The sequence below is a fragment of the Shimia sp. R9_2 genome, from assembly GCF_017743735.1.
Classification (GTDB): Bacteria; Pseudomonadota; Alphaproteobacteria; order Rhodobacterales; family Rhodobacteraceae; genus Shimia.
Map to the genome: position 1 here is coordinate 415,531 of NZ_JAGHRO010000001.1, position 15,589 is coordinate 431,119.

The 15,589-nt window shown below is 55.6% G+C and carries 14 protein-coding genes, 1 tRNA gene and 1 pseudogene; 8 read left to right on the top strand and 8 right to left on the bottom strand.

Annotation, left to right across the window (positions count from 1 at the left end; translation table 11 throughout):
• Positions 1 to 3: 3 nt before the first annotated feature.
• The 7 genes and pseudogenes from flhA to J7400_RS01965 form a co-directional block, all read right to left on the bottom strand.
• Positions 4 to 2,088 carry a flagellar biosynthesis protein FlhA gene (gene flhA / locus J7400_RS01935; RefSeq protein WP_209058418.1) on the bottom strand — a complete coding sequence of 695 codons (2,085 nt, stop codon included), beginning with the start codon at positions 2,086 to 2,088 and terminating at the stop codon, positions 4 to 6.
• Between the two features lie 3 nt (positions 2,089 to 2,091).
• On the bottom strand, positions 2,092 to 2,862 hold the full coding sequence (locus J7400_RS01940; RefSeq protein ID WP_209058419.1) for a transglycosylase SLT domain-containing protein: 771 nt from the start codon (positions 2,860 to 2,862) through the stop codon (positions 2,092 to 2,094).
• A gap of 67 nt (positions 2,863 to 2,929) precedes the next feature.
• Positions 2,930 to 5,254 (bottom strand): hypothetical protein, encoded by a 2,325-nt coding sequence (locus J7400_RS01945; RefSeq protein WP_209058420.1) that lies wholly within the window; start codon positions 5,252 to 5,254, stop codon positions 2,930 to 2,932.
• Entirely contained in the window at positions 5,251 to 6,120 is an 870-nt protein-coding gene (gene motA, locus J7400_RS01950) for a flagellar motor stator protein MotA (RefSeq protein ID WP_209058421.1), read from the bottom strand. Before motA ends, J7400_RS01945 begins: the two co-directional genes overlap by 4 nt.
• A 60-nt stretch (positions 6,121 to 6,180) precedes the next feature.
• Positions 6,181 to 6,834: a hypothetical protein gene (locus J7400_RS01955; protein ID WP_247738568.1), complete on the bottom strand. Its 654-nt coding sequence runs from the start codon at positions 6,832 to 6,834 to the stop codon at positions 6,181 to 6,183.
• A 356-nt stretch (positions 6,835 to 7,190) separates the two neighbouring features.
• Positions 7,191 to 7,475: pseudogene (locus J7400_RS01960) on the bottom strand (hypothetical protein); the annotation flags it as partial.
• A gap of 11 nt (positions 7,476 to 7,486) precedes the next feature.
• A complete protein-coding gene (locus J7400_RS01965) occupies positions 7,487 to 7,984 on the bottom strand; it encodes a flagellar basal body-associated FliL family protein (RefSeq protein ID WP_209058423.1) in 498 nt (165 codons plus the stop codon).
• 141 nt (positions 7,985 to 8,125) lie between these two features.
• Between J7400_RS01965 and fliF the strand changes: the two genes are divergently transcribed.
• From fliF to rpsT, 7 genes are all read left to right on the top strand, one after another.
• Entirely contained in the window at positions 8,126 to 9,754 is a 1,629-nt protein-coding gene (gene fliF, locus J7400_RS01970; protein ID WP_247738603.1) for a flagellar basal-body MS-ring/collar protein FliF, read from the top strand.
• Positions 9,754 to 10,350, top strand: a complete 597-nt coding sequence (locus J7400_RS01975; RefSeq protein ID WP_209058425.1) for a hypothetical protein — start codon at positions 9,754 to 9,756, stop codon at positions 10,348 to 10,350. The genes fliF and J7400_RS01975 overlap by 1 nt, the downstream gene beginning before the upstream one ends.
• Complete coding sequence (locus J7400_RS01980; protein WP_209058427.1) at positions 10,343 to 10,624, top strand: FliM/FliN family flagellar motor switch protein; 282 nt, start codon at positions 10,343 to 10,345, stop codon at positions 10,622 to 10,624. The genes J7400_RS01975 and J7400_RS01980 overlap by 8 nt, the downstream gene beginning before the upstream one ends.
• The gene (gene fliP / locus J7400_RS01985) at positions 10,624 to 11,361 is read left to right on the top strand and encodes a flagellar type III secretion system pore protein FliP (protein ID WP_209058428.1); all 738 of its coding nucleotides are present in this window, start codon (positions 10,624 to 10,626) and stop codon (positions 11,359 to 11,361) included. The genes J7400_RS01980 and fliP overlap by 1 nt, the downstream gene beginning before the upstream one ends.
• An 89-nt stretch (positions 11,362 to 11,450) precedes the next feature.
• On the top strand, positions 11,451 to 12,410 hold the full coding sequence (locus J7400_RS01990; RefSeq protein WP_209058429.1) for a DMT family transporter: 960 nt from the start codon (positions 11,451 to 11,453) through the stop codon (positions 12,408 to 12,410).
• 57 nt (positions 12,411 to 12,467) lie between these two features.
• Positions 12,468 to 12,544: transfer RNA gene (locus J7400_RS01995), tRNA-Pro, on the top strand.
• A gap of 224 nt (positions 12,545 to 12,768) precedes the next feature.
• A complete protein-coding gene (rpsT, locus tag J7400_RS02000; RefSeq protein WP_209058430.1) occupies positions 12,769 to 13,032 on the top strand; it encodes a 30S ribosomal protein S20 in 264 nt (87 codons plus the stop codon).
• Positions 13,033 to 13,095: 63 nt separating this feature from the next.
• On the opposite strand, the gene J7400_RS02005 is transcribed toward rpsT, so the two are convergent.
• Positions 13,096 to 13,899, bottom strand: coding sequence for an undecaprenyl-diphosphate phosphatase (locus tag J7400_RS02005; RefSeq protein WP_209058431.1), 804 nt, complete (start codon positions 13,897 to 13,899; stop codon positions 13,096 to 13,098).
• Between the two features lie 219 nt (positions 13,900 to 14,118).
• Between J7400_RS02005 and J7400_RS02010 the strand changes: the two genes are divergently transcribed.
• On the top strand, positions 14,119 to 15,555 hold the full coding sequence (locus J7400_RS02010; RefSeq protein ID WP_209058432.1) for an NAD(P)-dependent oxidoreductase: 1,437 nt from the start codon (positions 14,119 to 14,121) through the stop codon (positions 15,553 to 15,555).
• Positions 15,556 to 15,589 lie beyond the last annotated feature (34 nt).

A 15,589-nucleotide genomic window follows, 5' to 3' on the forward strand; every position in this document is an offset into this window, starting at 1 on the left:
CCATCATGCGGCGACAACCCCGACAAGAGAAGGGCGCGCATCCAACCCGATTTCTTCAAAAGACAGAACGGGGTTTGAAATGCCTTTGGCGCTCAACACTGTTCGCAAAAAACGTCTGCGGCGCGTTGAGGTGACCAGAGCTGCAAAAATACCGCTGTTGCCAGCCTCGTTCATGCGATCAGCGATCGACTGGGCGAGGGCGTTGAACACATCCGGTGGAAGCGCCACATCCATGCTGCCAGCGTCACCATCAACTTGATATGTCGCAAAGGTATCTTCCCACTCGGGTGCCAGCTGCACCAACGGAATGGTTCCATCATCGCGTTTCAGATCAGATATCAGCTGGAAACCAAGACGCTGACGTACATTCTCGCAGATTGCATCCGGCATAACGGTGACATGTCTCGCTTCGGCAATCGCTTCGAGGATCAGCGGCATGTTGCGAATGGAGACCTGCTCATCCAGCAGCATACGCAAAATCCGATGCAACAGATCGAGCGGTACTTTATCGGGTACAAACTCGTCCATCATCCGGCGGTTGGCATCTGCACGTACAGGGTCGGACAGGTTGACCATCTCGTCCAGAATGCGGCGGAGTGCTTTAAAGGTCAGCAAACGGCCGAAGTTGGTCTTGATCGTTTCGAGCAAGTGCGTGGCCAGAACCTCCCCGGGCGTCACAATGGTGATGCCGGAGAGCGCCGCGGCTTCCTGTGCTTTACTGTCGATCCAGCGGGCAGGCGCGCCGTAAACGGGCTCAGATACATCTTCGCCCGGTGGCAGGGCGTCTGGTGTGTCGCCAGCAAGTGCCAGAACTTTCTCCGGCTCCAGACGGTCGCGCACCTGCTCTACCCCCTGAATGCGGATGGTGTAAGTGCCGTTAGGCAGAGAGGGCTCATCGGTGAGGCGGATCTCGGGCAGGATCAGCCCGAAGGTTGAGGCCACATGGGTCCGCATATTGGTGATACGGGCGTCCAGGCCTGCGCCGGGATCTAGTACCATGTTGACCAGATCCGTGGCGAATTCGACGTGGATGTCATCCAAATCCAAGACATCGCCAATGGGCTTGTCACGTGGCAGGACAGGGGCTTCTTCTTCGAGGGGAGCTTCTTCTTCTTGGGCCTTGTTCTTATAGAGATAATAGGCGGCCCCTCCAAGCACCGCGCCGCCAAATAGAAACGGCACAAAGGGCAGGCCGGGTACCAGCGCAAAGAGCACCATCAGGACGGCCACTGTGGCCAACGCGGGCGGATAGTTGCCGAGCTGTTTGACTAGTGTCAGGTCGGTGGAACCGGTGGTGCCACCACGCGCCAGCAAGAGCGCTGAGGCGATGGAGATGATCACAGCTGGGATCTGTGTGACCAGTCCGTCGCCAACCGTCAGGATCGCGTAGGTCTCAAACGCTTGACCGATTGGCATGCCGTGGATCGCGACGCCCATAATCAAGCCCATCACGAGGTTGAGAAGGGTGATCAGAAGGCCGGCGACCGCGTCCCCCTTTACGAATTTTGAGGCACCATCCAGAGAGCCGAAGAAAGTGGTTTCTTGCTGTTCACGTTCACGGCGGGCCTTTGCTTCAGCGTGGTCGATCGCGCCAGCGGACATGTCGCTGTCAATCGCAAGCTGCTTACCCGGCATACCGTCCAAGGCAAAACGCGCGCCGACTTCGGCCATACGTGTGGCGCCTTTGTTGATGACCATGAAGTTCACGATCAACAGGACACAGAAGACAACAAGGCCCAGAAAGACGCTACCGCCCATAACGAAGTTGGCGAAGCCTTCAATCACGTCGCCCGCTGCACCTGTACCCGTGTGTCCCTGACCAATGATCAACTTGGTTGAAGACACGTTGAGCGACAGGCGCAGCATCAGGGATGCAAGCAGGATTGTTGGAAATGCGGAGAAATCCAACGGGCGCTCAATAAACAGCGTGACGGTAAAAATCAAAATGGCGAGCGCAAAAGACGCCGCCAGACCGATATCCAGCACCCAAGATGGCATTGGCAAAATCATCATCACGATGATCGCCATCAGTGCCAAGGCCAACAAAATGGTCGGGCTGAAGAGGGTCTTTAGAGTTTGCGGATTCACGAATTAGCCTCCGTTACCGAGGAAGGGGCGAGCGGAGCCAGTTCTGCCAGGAAAGAGCGATCCCATAGCGCCTGCGCTGCTGCCCCGTTGAAGCAGCGGGAAATTGTTTTTCCTTGCAACAGCGGCGGTCTGCACCAAGGGCTCGGTTTGCTCGGCCGGCGCGAGCGGCATTGACCCGGGATCAGGCAGGTTCGCCATGATACGCTTGAAGCGCGCTTTGTATTTCTCTGCGTACTTAGGCGTACGGGAATGATAGGCCGCGGCGGCATCATCCCAATTCTGCATCTCAGCATAGAGACGTGACAAGAAATCCGCCGCATAGCGCGCGTTGGCGATGGGTTGGAACATGTGGGTTACGTCGGTAAAATGCTGGCCATGCCACCGGTAGTTCAGCTGAAAGCAGCCCACATCAAAGCTACGTGCGCCTGCTGCGAAGTTCTTTTGAACATAGGACAGGGCTTCGCGCTGTGAGTTGAACCAGACGCCCTTGCCTTCCATGTTCACAGTCCAAGGCCAAGGGGTCAGAACACCGTTTTTTGCGCGGCCGGTTTCGGTGCGGGTGATGGCGCGGAGGACGTCAAGTGGGACGCCAGTTTCATTCGAGACGATTCGCGCGACACGGTCGCAGGTCTCAGCCTCTTCAGTGCTGGCGTGCGCGGCGTGAGACCCTTGCGAAAAAGGGTTTATCAGCGTGCTTGCCGCACCGACGCTGATTATCAAAAGCGAGTCGCGCGCACGGCACAACAATGCTTTGAAAACGTTCTGCTTTTTCATACCGATAGCTTTCTGCCCCAGTTTGAGGCCAAGCTATCGGTCGTTTCTTTACATTTGGTAAGCGTGGTTAAGAGGAAGGCTCGGTCAGACTATGCCAATCCAACAAATCGCCAAGCACGTTACGACTTTCAGCACTGTCATCAAGCAACTCAAGGTTGCGCGCCAATATGCCTTGTGTGGCCTCGTGCACCGGGGTTTCCTCAGTGTCCGTTTTCATCATCATATCGCTTGTCTGGCGATAAACCTCGTTTTCGGACGATGCCAAGGCATCGAGATTTCCACCAAGCCAGTTCTGCTCTTCGGCACTTTGGTTTTCGCCAAGATCAGAGAGCATCTGTGCTGCCATTTCGTGATCGCCGACCAGAGATCGCGCTTGCGCTCGGAGACGTTCGGCGTCTGGAGAAGTCATGCCAAGCAATTCAGCTTCTGCACGGCGGGGTAGGGAATCGGCCAAAGCGACGCGCGCTTTCAGCAAACGCATTTCATCATTCTGATGTGAGTTCTGAGCGGCTTGCAGCAGACGTTTGGTTTCCCCAACAAAGCCCATTTCAAACATCTTTTGAGCAAGGGCGAGCGCAGTGTCCGGGGTAATCTTGCCAGGTTCGGCCAGATCTTCCGCGAGCGCAAAGGTGACAATGTCGAAGTCCTGCGCGTGTTCGATTACAGCGCTGGCCAGCCGACTACGCACCTCAACGGCAGGTTCGGGACCATCCTTCGCTTCGATCTCTGCAACGATTTCAAAGGCCGGTTCAAATTCATGCACCAACATCCGCGCGAGCGCATGGGCGCGTCGCAAAGAAGGGCCCATCTCGCCGGATTTGTGCTCCACCGCAAGCGCGCCGACAAGTGAAATGGTGTCATTCGACGGAGGCAGGGCCTGTTTTACATGCGAGTCGATCAGCTCGACAATCGCTAGGGTTGCGAGATCTGTGTTCTGAGTGGCGATGTCTTCCAGAGTGGCATCTGCGGCGTGGGTGTTGCCCAGCTCGGCATCAAGATTGGCTTGCGCAAAATCAAAGCTTGTTCCCGGCATTGGGTTGGTGCGCTCAATGCCATTCAGCACAAGCGTCGCAGCCTCCGTATCGCCCTGCTCAACAAGCTGATTGCTCAGGCGTGGCCCGAAATAGTCGCGCAGATGGCGTGGTAGCACATTCAAGCCATCCATTGCGCCATTGATTGCGCTTTCCCCTGTGAGACGTTCGCCGGACAGAGCGGCCCAAAGGGCCACGTGACCGGAACAATGGCCTTGCTTGGCAAACATGTGGTCACTGTCTTTGGGGGCATCACCGTCAACGATCTGCGCCATGGCATGCAGAATGCGGGTTTCGCCTGTGTTTGGCAGAAGCTTGAGAACTTGCTGGGCCTCGGCGCCAAACGTGTAATGAACGTAGAGCTTTGCCAGACGCTGCAGCGCTTTCTCATTGGTGCGGTCAAATTCGCCCACCAGATTTCTGCGCACATCTGCGAGTTCTTCTACGAAGGTTTTTTCGCCGCTCCAGTCAGCGATGTTCACCGCTGAGTCCGGCAGACAAGTTCCAACGCCAACCTGACCGCTCAGAAGGGCCGCAATATCCCGCCCCACTTCGTCAATTACGTTGTAGGCGACGATGTTCACATTCTGGCCATCTAGGCCGACAGCGGCCTGTGGCGGAACGTGATCCATATTTTGGCCGGCAGATTCTGGCGTTTTGAACTGCGGCCCAGCTGCCAGTTCCATTGGTTTCGGCGCCGGTTTTGGTTTCGGCATCGGAACTTGGGATTTCAGCAAGTTTTGCGTCGCGGCGCGATCAACCTGTTTGATCAAGTCTTGCCGCAGCGTGGTGACTTGGACACTGCGGTTCACAAAGTTCTCAAGCGCCAGAAGGCCGGAAAAGTCCGGTGATTGTGCAGGCTCTTCTTCGGGAGCCGGCGCGAGGGGGACCGGTTTGGCCGCCTCAAGTGCGGAGAAGCGGAAAACCCGCTGCGGTGTTTCCGTTTCCACGGCTTCGCCAAATGACAGCGGGATCTGCGGAACATCCTCTGGTTCAGTCGACAGATCTTCGCGAATGTCAAAAACCACATAGCGTTCGTTGTAAGGGATCGATACCACCCGGCAATCACACGCCAGGGTGAGCTCGACTTCGCCCGTACGGTCATTGGCTTTGATGTCGGCGAGACGTGTCCGAGGAATGCGATCGAACACGTCATCAGTGATCAGGTTCAGATCATCGCCGTCAATCTTGATGCGATAGGTGTTTCCATTCCGGTCGATCGTCCACTCGGTATCTCTGGATGGCAAGGTTGCCACCAGCCGTGTGAAATCTTCATGCTCCCCGGAGATGAAGGGCACATCTTGAGCCTGAACGGTCGTGGCCACAAAGGCCAACGGAATGGACAGGAGTAGTGGTCTCACGCCGCTTCCTTCTTCACTTCTTTGAGTGCTTCTTCAAGTTCAGCAAACTGCGGGCGGTTGTGCCCAGGTGTGTTCTGTCGACCGACTTCGATGCAGATGTTTGGCGAGTGGTTGTGCAGGTTCGCGATAAGCACTTCGCGGATCAGCTGGTGGAAGTGTGCGTCTTCTTCCACGATCCCTTTGATTTTGGCTGCAAATGGACCAACCAAACCGTAAGCAAGGAAAACGCCAAGAAATGTTCCCACAAGAGCGCCACCGATCATCTTACCAAGCACTTCTGGTGGCTGGTCGATCGAGCCCATCGTCTTAATAACACCAAGAACCGCCGCAACAATTCCGAGAGCTGGCAACGCATCTGCCAAAGACTGGAGTGCGTGCGAGGAATGCATGGAATGGTGAAAGTTTGCTTCGATCCGCTTCTCAAGCACCTCTTCAACCTGATGAGGATCATCATAGTTCATCGACGCAGAGCGCAGGGTATCGGCGATCAGATTCACGGATTCCTTATCCGCTTGGATTTTCGGGTACTTCTGGAAAATTGAAGATTCTTCTGGGTTTTCAATATGCTCTTCGATCGCCACGGGATTCTTGCGGGCAAGTCGTATGAGCTCAAAGAGCAGACAGAGCAGATCTTGATAGTCCTGTGGTTGCCACTTGGTCCCTTTAAACACTTTGCCGAGATCCTTCAGCGTGTGCTTCACCGCCGCGCCGTCGTTGGACAGCAAGAATGCGCCAACACCAGAGCCACCGATGATGATCATCTCAAAGGGCAGCGCCTTCATGATTGGTCCCAGGCTACCGCCCGCAAGCACGTAGCCACCTAACACCATGATGAAAACGACAGCGATGCCGATAATGCTGATCATGAGTCCAAACTCCTTTTACCCTTCTTGGGTGACCATACGCAGCAGCGGGTTAACAATGTCTCATTCGGTGGGCGAATTTGCGTTCCGTCCGGCCAAAATCACGCTGATTGTGTAAGCAGCATCAGGTTTCATGCCAGCCATGATTCCAGCAGCGGCCTCAGGCTTCATCCGGCCAATAAAGCCGGCTGCAAACTGTGGATCCATCTCTTCAAAAAGGAGGGCGACGCTTTTGGGCTTCATGGTCTCATAAACCTGAGTCAGGCGTGTCAGGTCGTCTTCGGCGGCGGTCTCGGCAATGGAAATCATGTCGCGCAGGCGATTTTCAGCATCTTCAAGCGCTGCCATTTTGCGCGACACTTCGGCGTCCGCGATATTGAGCGCCTGGAGGCGATTCTTGATCTCGGCTTCCTGCTTCGCGATACGCGCCTCGCGTTCTTCAAACACGGACATCAGCTTGCGCATGTCTTCTGGATGCTCGCAGGCTTGCGGTTCCGCCATCGCCATTTGAGGCGAATCAAGGAGCGGCTCTTCGCGTGCCAGCGCTTCTGTTGCGCCCACGCCCACCCGCAAAGTGGCAGAAGCTACCAGGAAAGACGCGATCATAAACAGACTGCCTTTGGCCTGTTTACGCGGCGCTTTGCCTTTGGCTTTTGGCTTGCGGGTCTTGTCGGCAGCGCCAGCTTTGGCTGGCGCGTTTTTCTGAGCCTTTTTCATTGCTTTCGCTCCGTTTAAGCAACGTGACGGGTGAAGACCGGGGCAGCTTTTGTGCCCTCATCTGCGTTTGTCTTGCCCGATTTGCCTTTCTTTTTAGTTTGCGTAGCCGCCTCTTTTGCAGCTTTTCGCTTCGCCTTGCGTTTGGCTTTCTTTTTCTCGCGACGACGCAGGCGTTCTTCTTCTTCGGCTTCGAAATCAATCTCGAACTCTTGGTCGAGGAGATCTTCATCCGTCAGCTCGTCATCATCATCTTGTTCTGCGTCTTCAGCTTTACGCTTGGCAGCTGCTTCAAGCTCTTTTCGCAGAGCTTCTTCTGCGGCTTTTGCCTCAGCTTTGGCCGCATCCGCTGCGGCGCTGTCCTGCAAGTCATGCATTGACGCCAGCATGAGTTCCAAACGCTTCGAAACGCCTTCTGCGCGCTCGGTCAGCGTTTCAAGCCGCTCTGTCGATTTCCCGGCGGTCTGCTGAGCGGCCTTGAGGGTGCGTGTCATGTCGTCAACTTGCGCGGACAAGACAGCGACCGCACCGCCTACACCGGTTTCAAGGTCATTAAATTTCGCAAGTCTGCGTGCGAGCACATAGCAATAGAGCCCTGCACCAAGAGCACCCGCGACCAGTAAGATATCTGCAATCAAATCCATCTCGGCACTCCTTAATTCAGCACGAATTCCATGACCAAAAGGTCGGAAACCCGCTCTTGGCCAGTTACAATTTGGACACGGCGCAACATCTGAGAGCGCAGCTTCACCAAGGCATCGGGCGATTCGATGTCTGCTGGGCTAAGTGCGCGGAGATATCCATTAAGGACATCCACGACCCGTGGGAGAACGCGTTCGACTTCTTCTTGGTGTGCGCTGGGAACCTCTAGCTGCGCGCGAAACCGCAAATAGTCAGCGGAACCACCAGATGTCAGTGAAACGACAAATGGGTCGAGGCCAACATATGTGATGTCCGGGAGAGCTTCGGGTTTATCCATCTCAACCGATTCTTCTTCTGCCGCTGGTGCAGAATCGCTTCCCAATATCATGCCTGAGTAGACGGCAAAGAAGCCGCCGCCTCCGCCTGCCAAAGCAAGCACAAGCCCAATAATTAAAGGGAGTTTTGACGCCTTTCTTGGCGTCTCCTCTGTGTCGACAGTTTCGTCAGTCATCGCAGGTTCCAAATTCTTTGTCCCTGCAAGTTCAACCACACAGAAACTAACCGATTGTTAAGCCTGATAGTGGAAACAGTTGTTCAAGGTCGTGCAGAAGGTGCGGCATCACGGAGTAAAGACGTGCAACAATTATTGAATATGTGGACTGGGTTGGACTTGCGGCGGAAAGTGATCGTCGTGTTGGCCACCGTCGCAGTATTTGCGACAGTACTTTCCCTGGGGCGGGTGGCAACAAAACCTGGAATGGCTTTGCTTTATAGCGGCCTTGAGAGTGGCGCAGCAGGTGAAGTGGTGCGGGCGCTGGAACAGCGCGGCGCCGTGTACGAGGTGCGGGGAGGCTCAATCTATGTGGCTTCTTCCGCGCGTGACGAACTGCGCATGACGCTTGCGAGCGAGGGGCTGCCAGCAAATACGACGCAGGGCTACGAGCTTCTCGATTCGCTTTCAGGCTTCGGTACAACTTCGCAAATGTTTGATGCGGCATACTGGCGTGCCAAAGAAGGTGAGCTTGCGCGTACCATCGTGGTTAGCCCGCTTATCAGCCAAGCGCGCGTTCATATTGCGAACGCCTCCTCAAACCCGTTTCAGCGCCAAATTAAACCCTCTGCGTCGGTGACAATAACGACCGCTGCTGGCGATCTGCCCACAAAACATGCGCAAGCTCTGCGATTCTTGGTGGCGTCCGCCGTTTCGGGCCTGTCGCCGGAAGATGTGGCAATCATTGATGGCAATGGCGGGCTGGTCGGCGTTGCCGAAGAAACCACAACCAAAGTGGGTGAAAATCGCGAAGAAGAGACACGTCTCGCTGTTCAGCGCTTGCTTGAAGCGCGTGTCGGTCCAGGCAATGCTGTGGTTGAAGTGAGCATTGAAACAGTGACGGAGACTGAGTCTATCACTGAGCGAATCTTTGATCCAAACGGCCGGGTGGCCATCAGCACGGATACCGAGGAACGCAGCACCGATTCCCAGAACGCCAGTGGTCAGGTGACGGTTGCTTCCAACTTGCCTGACGGAGATGCGGCAGGGAATGAGTCCGGCTCTTCCAACCAGAACCGTGAGACCAGAGAGCGAATCAACTATGAGGTGTCTGAGACGCAGCGCGAGATTTTGCGTCAGCCAGGTGCCATTCGCCGTATGACAGTCGCGGTGCTTGTGAACGGAACGACGACAGAAACTCCTGAAGGCGAGACAATTGTCATCCCGCGCCCTGAAGAAGAAATGGGCGCATTGCGGGAGCTTGTCGCCTCTGCAGTCGGGTTTGACGAGGCGCGCGGCGATGTCATCACCCTGAAGTCGATGACCTTCCAGCCAGCATTGCCGATGGGGACCTCTGCTGAAACCTCGATGTTCAAAGGTATGACGCTTGATTTGATGTCCATCATCCAGACAGCAGTGCTCGCAATTGTTGCGCTTGTTCTTGGACTGTTCGTCATTCGTCCTCTGCTGGCCGGCGGCGCCGGGGCAGGTGATCTGAACGAAATGGCTGAGGCACCGATGTTGCCGGGCCTTGATGGAGACGATGGTTTCCCGGCGATGGCTCCGATGATGGGTGACATGGGTGGAGACATGGGGATGCCGATGGCGATTGGTGACATGGGTGGCGAAGTTGGCGGCTTGCCTGCGCTTGGAGGAGATATGCCAATGGGAGGCGATGGCATGTCACAATCTGATGCAGCCGAACGTCTGCGGTCCTTGATCAGTGATCGCAAAGAAGAAACGGTGGAAATCCTGCGCCATTGGTTGGACGATCGTGAGGAGCGTGCCTAATGTCGGTCTCCCATCTTTTTGAAGACTTTGGTGGCATTACTGAGCCGCAACCCGCACCTGTTGAAGAAGCAGTAGGCAACGAAGACGAGATGCTGGAAAGCTTTGAGCAAGGCTACAAGGCGGGTTGGGATGACGCGATCAATGCGAAATCCGAAGAACACGCAAATATGTCTGCGGAACTTGAGCGCAAGCTTCAGGATTTGTCTTTCACTTATCATGAGGCGCGCGAAGCCATCGTCGCCGACATGGCGCCCACCATCGAGAAAGCGATCATGACCGTCTTGCCGGAACTGGCGCGCCAAGCCATTGGGGCGCTGGCGGTGGAACAACTCAATGAGATCGTTCGCGAAAGCAGCGAAACTCCTGTTGTTTTGTCCGCTGCACCGGATGCGTTTCAGCCGGTTATTGATGTCATGCCTGAAACCCCACAATTCCCCGTCGAAGTCGTCCGTGACGAGAGCCTAGGGGAAGGTCAAATCAGATTCGAATTCGCAGAACGCGAACGACTGCTGGATATGAGCGAAGTTTTGGACACCGTTGCCGAAGCTCTGAAAGCGTTCACACATGAAACCCGCAAGGAGGCCCAGAATGGCTGATCCAATGATGAAACCCGACTCCGCCAACCCGTTCACCTCCGTGCCGGTTGAGATCACAATCTCTGTCGGCAAGGCGCGGCCGCTGATCGGTGATTTGCTGAATATGAATGAGAACTCCGTTTTGCCGCTGGACAAGCGTGTGGACGATCCAGTGGAGCTTTACGTCGGGGACAAGCTGATTGCCCGTGGCGAGCTGGAAGAGCTTGAGGGCGGCCAAGAAGGTCAGCTGGCCGTTCGCCTGACCGAAGTCGCAGAATTCGAAAGCGGTCTCTGATGCGTAAGGCGGCTTCTATCGCCGCCGCCCTGCTAATCTTCGTTCTCTTTCAGGCTGACGCTGCATCCGCTCAGGATGTATCGCTGTCTATCGGGAACGATGAATCGCTTACGGCGCGCAGCATTCAGCTATTCCTTTTGATCACGATACTCAGCCTCGCGCCGGGTATCGCGATCATGGTGACATGTTTCCCGTTCATTGTGACGGTGTTGTCGATCCTGCGGCAGGCGATCGGGCTGCAGCAATCGCCACCCAATATGATGATGGTCTCACTGGCCATGTTCCTGACGTATTACGTGATGGAGCCAGTGTTCATGCAGGCTTGGACGACGGGCGTGCAACCGCTTCTGGACGAGTTGATTGATATAGAGACAGCGTTCCAGCGTACCACGGAACCTTTCCGGCTGTTTATGTCCTCTCGCTTGGATCCCGACACCTTTTTGCATCTTGCTGCATTGCGCCCTGATACGGCACAGGTCGCTCCTGGGCCGGATGCGCCATTGTCTGTTTTGGTGCCGAGCTTCATGCTCTCTGAGATCGCGCGCGCTTTTCAGATCGGCTTCCTGATCTTCCTGCCCTTCCTCATTATCGACCTGGTGGTTGCAGCAGTTTTGATGTCCATGGGTATGATGATGGTCCCACCAGCAATCGTGTCATTGCCGTTTAAGCTCAGCTTCTTTGTGATTGCAGATGGCTGGAGCCTGATTGCAGGCAGCCTTGTGCGCAGCTATTTCTAGAGTGATTATTGAGCGCATCGCTTTTTCATTTGAAGCGTTGCGCTCAAACGCCGACAGTGGCCTCACAGCAAACCTGGTGAAGATTTCCGATGAACCTCAAGGCGACCCTTTTGGCCCTTTTGGCCTTTGCGCTTTATTCTACGCATGATGTGGTCGCAAAGTATCTTGGCGCGACCTATTCGCCCTTTCAGATCGTTTTCTTTGCTTCCCTGTTTTCTTTCCCACTTGTGACAATGATGTTGGTGCGGGACCCGACGCAGGGAAATCTACGCCCAGTGCATCCTTGGTGGGTGGCTGTGCGGTCTTTGTGCGTTGTTATTGCACCTGCCGCCGGGTTTTACGCCTTCGCAAATCTGCCATTGGCGCAGGTCTACGCGATTTTGTTCTCTTCACCTCTGCTGATCACATTGATGTCGATTCCAATCCTAAAGGAGAAAGTTGGGCTCTGGCGGATGCTCGCTGTCGTCATTGGTCTTGGAGGCGTGATGATTGTCGTGCGCCCTGGTGCCACGGAGCTAAATGCAGGTCATGCCGCAGCGATTATCACTGCGCTAAGTGCGGCCCTTCAGTCTGTTATCGTCCGCAAAATCGGACGTGAAGAGCGGCGCGTCGTTCTCATGCTCTATCCGCTTTTGGGCAGTGTTGCCGTGATGTCGGTGGTTCTCGTGTTTGTATATGAGCCCATGCCACTGATTGACCTTGGCAGTATGGCGTTTGTGTCTCTCTTTGGCTTCTGCGCGACCTTGCTTCTGGTTTATGCCTATACGATTGGCGAAGCGGCGCTGGTTGCGCCTATGCAGTATTCTCAGATCATTTGGGCGATGATCTTTGGAGCCTTGTTTTTTGGTGAGTCACCTGACGTGGCAACACTGCTTGGCGCCGCAATTATCGTAGCCAGCGGCCTTTTCATCATTGCGCGCGAAGCTATGGGTGGAAATTCGGAACAAACACCCGTGCTGCGGACCCGCTCACGAGGCATTTCTCCCGGCAGTCTGCGCGTCAGTTCGGCCATGCGGAGGCCGGAACTAACAGACAAGACCGATCCGTAGAGGGCTGTGGTTGCCCTTGCCAAAGCAAATCGAACCGACTATCTCGCGCGGCACGGTCGGAGTGTAGCTCAGCCTGGTAGAGCACTGTCTTCGGGAGGCAGGGGTCGGAGGTTCGAATCCTCTCACTCCGACCAAATTTTCACTCGCCAAAATTCCGTAGATCCTGCGCGACGACGCGTGCCTGTGTCTCCTTTGTCTTTGGATGATTTGGCATTGCATGTTTTTGCAAAAGCCTTATAAGGCTCCGCCATACATGCGCGTGCAGCCCGCTTAGGCTTGATCTGATTCTCTTTGACAGAGAGGGCCGTTCGGACGTGGCACGCATTACAAACGTACCGAACCAAAAAGGTCCAAGATCATGGCAAATTCGCCCCAAGCAAAAAAACGCGCCCGTCAGAACGAGCGCCGTCTCGAAGTTAACAAAGCACGTCGCTCCCGCATCCGCACCTTCCTGCGCAAAGTAGAAGAAGCGATCGAATCCGGTGACAAAGCGGCGGCCACTGCTGCTCTGCGCGCAGCTCAGCCAGAACTGATGCGTGGCGTGAGCAAAGGTGTTTATCACAAGAACACCGCGTCCCGTAAGATGTCCCGTCTGGCATCTCGGGTAAAAGCGCTGGCATAAGCCCTCGCTTTGAAGAATTCTGAAAGCGCCGCTGTTTCAGCGGCGTTTTTTTGTGCCTGCCGGTCAGCTGTATGCAAAGCCGAGGAGCAAGATCCCAAGGATGACCCGATAAATCACATAGGGCGTGAAGCTGACGGTGCGGAGCAATCGCATCATAAGGATCAGGGCGAGCAGAGCCGCGAAGAATGAGAAGATCGCTGCGAGTGCGCCATCCCGAAGGATTGTCATGTCCGCCTGTGTTGCAACGTCGATGGAAAGCAGGGCACCACTCGCCAAGATCGTGGGGATCGACATAAGCATGGCAAGTTTGGCGGCGTCTTTGCGGGCATAGCCCATCTGACGTGCCCCTGTGATGGTGATACCTGATCGCGAAGTGCCAGGGATCAGCGCTATAGCTTGCCATAGGCCGAGTTTCCACGCGTCTTTGAGGTTCCAACTCGCTTCGGTTTTACTCTGCGTCCCGAAGCGATCCGCCCACCAGAGCACCAGACCGAAGAGGATCATGGTCCATCCAATTACTGAGACGGAGCGCATGGCTTCGTCGACACCGCTGAGTTTGAGCAGCAACCCTGCAGCGATAACAGGGAGTGTGGCGATGATCAGCAGAAACGCGAGGCGCGCGCCGGGAGTGTCACGTTTGCCTATCGCAAGGCGCGGGAGGCCAGCCAAAGCGTCGCGTACATCCGCCCAGAAATAAATGACGACAGCGCCGAGAGTGCCTAGGTGCGCGGCGACATCTATCGCGAGTCCCTGATCCGGGAGAGGAGTCAGTTTTGAGAGGAGAATCAGGTGCCCTGAGGAGCTAACCGGGAGAAATTCGGTGAGGCCTTGAATGATTGCCACCAAAAATATGTGAAAAAGTGCCATAATAAGGGCGACCTCGCGTTGAACGACTCAGGTATAATTGGCCAGTGATTCAAGGGAAATATAGAATTTAAGCACCCTTCGGACCTAAAGTTTGAGTTTTTTTGATCCGATTGCGCAAAAAACATCAAAAAAGCAGAATATAGGTCAGTAAAACTGACTTTTATGCTGATTGATTATTCTTTAGACAGCCGGGACTGGAAAAATCTGGAGGCAGCGGACGTGGCTAAGCAACCTATGTTGAAATTTGTGACCGTAGAGCGCGATATGCCGGAGAAGCGTGATGCGTCGGTGCGCAAGGAAGATTTCAATGAGATCTATGCGGAGTACGCCAAGGTAAAGGCGGAAGAGCAGGCGAGTCGGTGCAGCCAGTGTGGTGTGCCTTACTGTCAGAGCCACTGCCCGCTTCACAACAATATCCCGGACTGGCTGAACCTGACGGCGACCGGCCGTCTGAAAGAGGCCTATGCGGTGAGCCAAGCCACCAACACCTTCCCGGAAATCTGTGGCCGCATCTGCCCGCAGGACCGTCTGTGTGAAGGCAACTGTGTGATTGAGCAGTCCGGCCATGGCACTGTGACCATTGGGTCTGTCGAAAAATACATCACCGACACCGCCTGGGAAAACGGCTGGGTCGAAGCGCTGGCGCCAAGCGAAGAGCGTGGCGAGAGCGTGGGCATCATCGGCGCGGGCCCCGGCGGTCTGGCCGCCGCAGACCGTCTGCGCCGCGCAGGGTTTCAGGTGACCATCTATGACCGCTATGACCGCGCAGGCGGCCTGCTGACCTACGGCATTCCGGGCTTCAAACTGGAAAAAGACGTGGTCATGCGCCGCAACAAGCTGCTGGAAGATGGCGGCGTGACCTTCAAGCTGAACTGCAACGTGGGTGAGGACATTTCGTTCCAAGATATCCGCGATGCGCATGACGCTGTGATCATCGCCACTGGCGTGTACAAAAGCCGTGATTTGCAAGGCCCGGGCGCTGGTGCAGAGGGCATTGTGAAAGCGATTGACTACCTCACCGCCTCCAACCGTCTGAACTTTGGCGACACCGTGCCTGAGATCGAGAGCGGCGAGCTGAATGCAGAGGGCAAAAAGGTTGTGGTGATCGGCGGTGGTGACACTGCGATGGACTGTGTCCGCACCGCGATCCGCCAAGGCGCTGAGAGCGTGAAATGTCTCTATCGCCGCGACAAGGCCAACATGCCTGGCTCCCAGCGGGAAACACAGAACGCCGAAGAAGAAGGCGTGGAATTTGTCTGGCTGTCCGCCCCGAAAGGTTTCACCGGTGGTGACCGCGTAGAGGGTGTGATGGTGCAAAAGATGCGCCTCGGCCAGCCGGATGCATCGGGCCGTCAAAGCCCTGAGGTGATCGAAGGTGCGGATTACGTGGAAGATGCGGATCTGGTCATCAAGGCGCTGGGCTTTGAGCCGGAAGACCTGCCAACCCTCTGGGGTCAGCCTGAGCTGGAAGTGACCCGCTGGGGCACCGTGAAAGCACAGTTCACCACCGGCGCCACTGATCTGGATGGCGTCTATGCGGTGGGCGATATCGTGCGCGGTGCAAGCCTTGTGGTCTGGGCGATCAAAGACGGACGGGATTGCGCAGATGCGATCATCGAACGCTTTGGCGCAACACAAGCTGTGGCCGCTGAGTAATCGTTAACGCGCTCGGAAAAGGGCAAAAAACGAC

Coding starts and splice junctions, on each gene's coding strand:
- J7400_RS01940 (WP_209058419.1), bottom strand. CDS start 2,862: ATGAAAAAGCAGAACGTTTTCAAAGCATTGTTGTGCCGTGCGCGCGAC.
- motA (WP_209058421.1), bottom strand. CDS start 6,120: ATGATCAGCATTATCGGCATCGCTGTCGTTTTCATCATGGTGTTAGGT.
- J7400_RS01955 (WP_247738568.1), bottom strand. CDS start 6,834: ATGAAAAAGGCTCAGAAAAACGCGCCAGCCAAAGCTGGCGCTGCCGAC.
- J7400_RS01965 (WP_209058423.1), bottom strand. CDS start 7,984: ATGACTGACGAAACTGTCGACACAGAGGAGACGCCAAGAAAGGCGTCA.
- fliF (WP_247738603.1), top strand. CDS start 8,126: ATGTGGACTGGGTTGGACTTGCGGCGGAAAGTGATCGTCGTGTTGGCC.
- J7400_RS01975 (WP_209058425.1), top strand. CDS start 9,754: ATGTCGGTCTCCCATCTTTTTGAAGACTTTGGTGGCATTACTGAGCCG.
- J7400_RS01980 (WP_209058427.1), top strand. CDS start 10,343: ATGGCTGATCCAATGATGAAACCCGACTCCGCCAACCCGTTCACCTCC.
- fliP (WP_209058428.1), top strand. CDS start 10,624: ATGCGTAAGGCGGCTTCTATCGCCGCCGCCCTGCTAATCTTCGTTCTC.
- J7400_RS01990 (WP_209058429.1), top strand. CDS start 11,451: ATGAACCTCAAGGCGACCCTTTTGGCCCTTTTGGCCTTTGCGCTTTAT.
- rpsT (WP_209058430.1), top strand. CDS start 12,769: ATGGCAAATTCGCCCCAAGCAAAAAAACGCGCCCGTCAGAACGAGCGC.
- J7400_RS02005 (WP_209058431.1), bottom strand. CDS start 13,899: ATGGCACTTTTTCACATATTTTTGGTGGCAATCATTCAAGGCCTCACC.